The following is a 6,010-nucleotide window of genomic DNA, read 5'->3' as shown; positions in this document are numbered from 1 at the left end:
GCGGGCGGCTTCTTCCGCCTGCGCCACGGATGCGGTGCGCAGCGTGGTGATCACCTCGCCGGTGGCCGCCTCGCGCACCGGCAGCGGCTCGCCGCCGCCGTTCGTCCAGACGCCGCCGCGCGGAACCGCCCATTCCTCAGCCTTGACCATGTCCATGTCCGCTTCCTACCTGTTCTTCCACTGCGGGGTGCGCTTCTCCAGGAACGCGCGGACCCCCTCGGCCCGGTCCTCGCTGGTGTACGGATTGGGGCCCACGTTCAGGCGCAGCGCCGAGCTGACGGGCAACCCCCAGCTCTTGGTGGCCATTTCCTTGTAGCGGCGCAGGGACACCGGGGAGTTGGCGACAATGCCGGCCACGTAGTCCTTCACCGCGGCGTCGAACTCCTCCCGCGGCACCACGTTGTTGACCAGCCCGATCTGCCGGGCCTCCTCCACCGGCACCATCCGGGCGGTGTAGAGCATGTCCATGGCCAGGGCGCGCGGAATCAGCCGGGGCAGCACCACGGAGCCGAAGTTGGCGCCCATGCCGCGCTTGGCCTCGGTGAGGCCAATGGTGGCTCCCTCCACCGCAATCCGGATGTCACAGGCCAGGGCTATTTCGCAGCCGCCGGCCAGGGCATGGCCGTTGATGGCGGCAATCACGGGTTTGTAGGTCTCCAGCATCACTTCCAGCAGCGCACGGTACTCACCGGTCATGGGGGTGTGCACCTGCCGTCCGGCGCGGGCCACGCTGTCCATTTCCTTCATGTCGCCGCCGGCGCAGAACGCTTTGTCGCCGGTGCCGGTGATCACCACGGCCCAGACATCCGGATCCTCCCCGGCCTCCACGAAGGCCTTCACCAGGAGCTGGACGGTGTGCCGGCTGATGGCGTTGCGCCGCTCCGGCCGGTTGATGGTGATCCAGGCTACCGAGTCCCGGACCTCGTACAGGACTTCCTCGGGGCTGCCGGTGATCAGTCCGTCGCTCATGCGCTTACTCCTTCCGTGGCGGTCCGGCCGGTGCCGGTCTCGATGACGCCGGCGGCCAGTAGTCCGTCAATCTGCTCGTTGGTGAGCCCCAGGGCCGTGAGGACGTCCGCGGTGTCCGAGCCGAGTTCGGGCGGGGTCCGGCGCTGGGCCAGGTACTCCCCGTTGAAGGTGACCGGGGTGTTCACCACAGTCACGTCGCCCAGGACCGGATGCCGAACGCCCTCCAGTTGGCCCAGGGCCTCCACCTGCGGGTCGGCCAGGACCCGGTCCAGGGTGTTCACCGCGGAGTGCGGAACCTTCGCTCGTTCCAGGCGCTGCAGCAGGTCATCCATGGTGAACTTCGCGGTTGCTTCGCTGAGCCGTTCATTGACCACGTGCCGGTTCTTCACGCGGGCCAGGTTGTCCTCGAACCCCGGTTCGTCCCGCAGGTGCGGGGCCTCAAGGGCGTCCAGCAGCCGGTAAAAGCTCTCATTGTTGCCCACGGAGAGGAACACGTAGCCGTCCGACGCCGGAAAGGCTCCGTTGGGGACGTTGCCGCGGAACCCCGAGCCGAGCCGTTCGGGGACGGCCCCGCCGGCGGCGACGCTCATCAGCGGGGTGTTGACCCAGGCCAGGGCGGTCTGCAGCAGTGAGACCTCCACATGGGTGCCCTCGCCGGTCTGCTCGCGGCGCCGGAGCGCGTCGAAAACGCCCAGAGCCAGCCACATGCCGGTGCCCATGTCCATCATGGACAGCGGCACCCGGGCCGGCGGGCCGTCGTCGGACCCGGTCATGGCCACCACCCCGGCGTAGGCCTGCAGCATGGCGTCATAGGCGGGCTGCTGGCTGCGCGGTCCGGTGCGCCCGTACCCGGTCATTTCCACATAGACCAGGCGCGGGTTGATCTCCCGGATCCGTTCCCAGGAGAACCCAGCCGCCGCCAGTGCTCCCGGGCGCAGGTTCTGCACCAGGACGTCCGCGGATTCAAGCAGCTCTTCGAGCAGTTCCGCGCCGCGCTGGTCCTTGTAGTTCAGGACCACGGACTTCTTGTTCCGGTTCAGGGACAGGAAGGTGATGGAGATGCCGCCGCTCAGGGGCGCCCAGGTGCGGGCGTCGTCGCCGCCGCCCAGGCGTTCCACCTTGATGACCTCGGCCCCGAAGTCGGCCAGGATCTGGCAGCCGTAGGGAACGGCCACACTGGTGCCGATTTCAATGATCCGGATTCCCTTCAGGGATCCCTGGGTACTCATAGCGCCGGTTCCTTTCCTGCGGCGAGCCGCGCGTCGTAGTTCTCCCGTGCCGGGGACTGCACCGGCTCCCGCCAGGGCGAGAGTGCCCCCTGATAGACGGAGGGCCCCAGCCGGAAGTGCTGGGCTTCCTCGAAGGTTTCAATGAACGGCATGTCCATCGGATAAACGTCCGCACCAGTGGGGCGGGGACCGGCGGCGGTCACCTTGGACCACAGGGGATGCCCCACCACCTCCTCGGCAATCTTTCCGGCCTCGATCAGCAGGGGCAGGTCGATTCCCGTCTCGATCCCCTCGGATTCGAGCAGGTGCACAAAGTCTTCCGTGGGGATCATCCGGGTGGCCCGGCCGTTGCCGCAGTAGGGGCAGCCGCCCATGCCACCGATGGCGGTGTCGATGAGCAGGGTGTGGCGCTCATCCAGTTCCTCCATCGCCACGTAGGCCGACAGCATTGCCATCCCCCGCGCGTCGTGCAGGTGCAGGTGGTAGTTGCGGACCTCGGGCCAGGTCCGGACCACGCGGCGCATCATGGACCGCACCGCCGCCGGGGTGTTCCAGCTCATCGGGTCGCCGATCTGGATGCGGGTCACCGGGATCCCGGCGGAGGTCCAGGCGTCATACTGCAGCTGCAGCAGCCGCATCCGCTCATCCTCGGTGAATTCGCCCAGCCAGTTCGATCCCCAGGCCGCGTTGATGGAAATCTCCGCGTGCGTGATGCCGGCGTCGCGGGCGGAGGCCACGGCGCTGTCCAGCTGGTCCAGTTCATCCTGCTGGCTGCGGTTGGCGTTGCGCCGGACAAACACGTCGCAGAGGTGGACCTTGATCCGGCCCAGGGCGGGATCCGGGAGGGTGAGCTTGGAGGCGTATGCCGCCCGGCGCTCGGCGCCCTTCCGGTTGAGCACGATGGCCGTGTACTCCACGCCTTCCGCCGGGGTGAAACCGTCAATGACGGCCTCCACCTCGGCCATCTGCGGTGTCCACTTGGGACTGACGAAGGAGCCTACGATGATGTGCTTCAACCCGGTCCGGGACAGGGCATCCAGCAGGCGGATCTTGCCGTCGACGGGGATGTCGCGGCTTTCGATCTGCATGCCTTCGCGCATGCCCTCCTCCTGGATGACCACGGTTGGCCTGCCCTTGCTCATGAGTTCCCTCCTGGAATAAGAAGACGTGTGAAGGCCGGCCCCGGAGCGTCCGAGACCGCCTGAATGATCTGGTCGGCCAGTGCGGCCGGGTTCCCGCCCGCCACAACGCACTCCACGCATTTGTCGCGCAGCTCGGCGGCCGTCAGCGGGTCTGCATACTGGCCGTGCGTGATTTCCACGCGGGCCGCGCCGGTGGTTCCGTCGGCGAAGGTTGCCTCCACCACGGTGAACCCGGTGGCATACTCCTCCGGCCCCACCGGCGGTTTGTCGCTCTCACCCACCACCACCCGGCGCATCAGCGCCTGGACCTGGGTATCGGCGAAGGCCTGCTCGGTGAAGTCATCCAAGGTGACCCGGCCGCGCAGGTAGGCCACGGCCAGTACGTATTCCAGGCTGAACTTCGCTTCGGTGCCCGACGTCGGGGCGGTCCGGCGCAGCGGCCGGGTTCCGCGGCGGTGCAGCGTTGCCTTTACCGATACCGGCGGCTGATGGGGATGCTGCCGGCGGATCTGCAGCATGGCGTCGATGCCGCGGTGGGTTCCGTAGCAGCTGGCGTAGCGCTTGAGCCCCCAGTCCTGGATCCAGGCATCGGTCCAGTACTCCAGGCGCTCGTCCAGGGTCTGCGCAGCCGAACCCACCGGTGCCAGCAGCGGATCGCCGTAGCGTTCCAGGAACCCGTTGGGCGCTTCCAGCTCTTCCGGATTGGCGGTGAATCCCGCCCGGGCCAGTTCCACCGCCATCACCGCATCGCGGGCGGCCGTGCCGGCATGCAGCGGCTTGGTCATGGAGCCGAAATTGGGCCGCGACCCGGCAGCCAGCGATGACACCAGGCCCAGCGCGTGCCGGGTGGTATCCACCTCCAGGCCGCCCAGCCGGGCCAGGGCGGCGACCGCGGCCAGCCGGCCGACGGTGGATGTGCTGTGCCAGCCGCGGGCATAGTGGACGTGCTGCGGCAGCAGGTCCGCCAGCGCACGGAACGTTGCCGCCCCGACGTCGTACGCGCCGGTAAAGCGTTCCGGCACGGCGGCCGGGCCGCCCCACGCCTCGGCGGCGGCCACCAGTGCCGGCATCAGCACGGCACTGGGGTGCAGCGGCATGGACGGAGAGATGTCGTCGAAATCCAACAGGTGCGCCGCCGTCCCGTTGACCAGCGCCGCGTTGGACGCCGACGTCCGCTCCCCCGAGGTCCACACCGTGGCGGGTCCCGACGGCGACTGGGTCCGGGCCCAGTTGCGCAGGATCGTCTCCCCGGCGGATCCGGTGCTGCCCAGCGCCACCGCCACCGTGTCAATCAGTGCCCGAGCCACCTCTGCCCGGTGGTCCGCGCCGGCCCCGGTGCCGGCCACGGCATAGGAGGCGAGGACCTCCGTGGCGCCCATCTCCGCTGTGTACCCGGCCAAGGCGTCAGAACGACTTCGGCAGGCCGAGGGTGCCGTGGGCAATACCGGCCAGCACCAGGTTGTTGCTGATGGGCGCGGTGCGCGGCAGCCGTGCCTCGCGCCACTTGCGCTCGATGCCGTACTCCTCCGCTGCGGCGTATCCGCCGAAGGTATCGAACGCGGCGTCGGCGGCGGCCCACAGCGCTTCGGAGGCCAGCAACTTGGCGCCGTTGACTTCGAAACGCGGGTTCTCCCCCGCCGCGTACATTTCGGCGGCCCGCCAGCGCATCAGCGAGGCGGCCTGCAGCTGGGCGTAGGCCCGGGCCAGGGGCACCTGCAGCGCCTGGTTCTGGCCGATCTTGCGGCCGAACACCTCACGCTCGTTGGCATACTGCACCGCTCGGTCCAGCAGGTAGAAGCCGGCGCCGATGTATTCGCTGGTGACAATCACGCGCTCGGAGTTCATGCCGGAGAGGATCACCCGGAAGCCCTTGCCCTCCTCGCCGATGCGGTTGGCCACCGGCACCCGCAGGTTGCGGATGGCCAGCTCGTTGGTCTCGTGGTTGACCATGGTCTTGATGGGCGTGGCCTCGATCTGCCCGTTGGCGAGCGCCGTCTTCAGGTCCACCAGCAGCACGGTGAAACCATCCGTGGGCTTGACGCCGTCTTCGCGCTTGGCCGTGCGGGTCAGCAACAGCAGCAGGTCGGAGTGCTGGACACGGGAAATGAAGATCTTGTTGCCGTTGACCACGTAGTCATCACCCTCCCGCACCGCGAAGGTCTTGATGCGGGTGGTGTCGGATCCGGCGTCGGGCTCCGTCACGCCGAAGGACTGCAGGCGCAGCTCACCGGAGGCGATCTTCGGCAGCCACTCCGCCTTCTGCTCCTCGGAGCCGTGCCGCAGGATGGCGCCCATGGTGTACATGCCGGCGCGGGCCGCCCCGGCGTGGCCGCCGTTGCGCTCAATCTGCTCCAGCACCACGGCCGCGTCGCGGATATCGGCACCGCCGCCGCCGTATTCCTCCGGGATCAGCATGCTCATCCAGCCGGCTTCGTAGAGCGCGTCAACGAACTCTTCCGGGTAGGTGTGCTCGGCGTCGTGCTTGCGCCAGTACTCGTTGTCGAAGGGGGCACACAGATCATCAATGGCCTTGCGGATGACGAGCTGGTCCTCTGTGAGGCCGAATGCCGATGACTCAATGAAATCTGCCATGGTTACTCCTTATGTCGTGTTAGACACCAGTGAAACGAAGCACGGAGCTGGGTGGAACCGGATGTATCACCGGGTGGA

Annotated in this window: 5 protein-coding genes; all 5 read right to left on the bottom strand. The window is 68.1% G+C overall.

Annotation, left to right across the window (positions count from 1 at the left end; genetic code table 11):
• Nucleotides 1–165: 165 nt before the first annotated feature.
• Genes AC5RUF_RS11795 through AC5RUF_RS11775 form a run of 5 tightly spaced genes read right to left on the bottom strand, consistent with a single transcriptional unit; the run spans nucleotide 166 to nucleotide 5,932 of the window.
• Nucleotides 166–969, bottom strand: coding sequence for an enoyl-CoA hydratase/isomerase family protein (locus AC5RUF_RS11795; protein WP_494130697.1), 804 nt, complete (start codon nucleotides 967–969; stop codon nucleotides 166–168).
• Nucleotides 966–2,198, bottom strand: a complete 1,233-nt coding sequence (locus AC5RUF_RS11790; protein ID WP_494130696.1) for a CaiB/BaiF CoA transferase family protein — start codon at nucleotides 2,196–2,198, stop codon at nucleotides 966–968. The genes AC5RUF_RS11795 and AC5RUF_RS11790 overlap by 4 nt, the downstream gene beginning before the upstream one ends.
• Entirely contained in the window at nucleotides 2,195–3,340 is a 1,146-nt protein-coding gene (locus AC5RUF_RS11785; protein ID WP_494130695.1) for a hydroxymethylglutaryl-CoA lyase-like TIM-barrel protein, read from the bottom strand. Before AC5RUF_RS11785 ends, AC5RUF_RS11790 begins: the two co-directional genes overlap by 4 nt.
• A complete protein-coding gene (locus AC5RUF_RS11780) occupies nucleotides 3,337–4,719 on the bottom strand; it encodes an MmgE/PrpD family protein (protein WP_494130694.1) in 1,383 nt (460 codons plus the stop codon). Before AC5RUF_RS11780 ends, AC5RUF_RS11785 begins: the two co-directional genes overlap by 4 nt.
• 25 nt (nucleotides 4,720–4,744) lie before the next feature.
• The gene (locus AC5RUF_RS11775; protein ID WP_494130693.1) at nucleotides 4,745–5,932 is read right to left on the bottom strand and encodes an acyl-CoA dehydrogenase family protein; all 1,188 of its coding nucleotides are present in this window, start codon (nucleotides 5,930–5,932) and stop codon (nucleotides 4,745–4,747) included.
• Nucleotides 5,933–6,010 lie beyond the last annotated feature (78 nt).

Source organism: Arthrobacter sp. Y3224198 (genome assembly GCF_059090025.1).
Note: the sequence above shows the minus strand (reverse complement) of the source record. Positions and strands in the feature narration are given on the sequence as shown.

Excerpts from the sequence above, each read along its gene's own strand:
- AC5RUF_RS11795 (WP_494130697.1), bottom strand. The coding sequence starts at position 969 with ATGAGCGACGGACTGATCACCGGCAGCCCCGAGGAAGTCCTGTACGAG.
- AC5RUF_RS11780 (WP_494130694.1), bottom strand. The coding sequence starts at position 4,719 with ATGGGCGCCACGGAGGTCCTCGCCTCCTATGCCGTGGCCGGCACCGGG.
- AC5RUF_RS11790 (WP_494130696.1), bottom strand. The coding sequence starts at position 2,198 with ATGAGTACCCAGGGATCCCTGAAGGGAATCCGGATCATTGAAATCGGC.
- AC5RUF_RS11775 (WP_494130693.1), bottom strand. The coding sequence starts at position 5,932 with ATGGCAGATTTCATTGAGTCATCGGCATTCGGCCTCACAGAGGACCAG.
- AC5RUF_RS11785 (WP_494130695.1), bottom strand. The coding sequence starts at position 3,340 with ATGAGCAAGGGCAGGCCAACCGTGGTCATCCAGGAGGAGGGCATGCGC.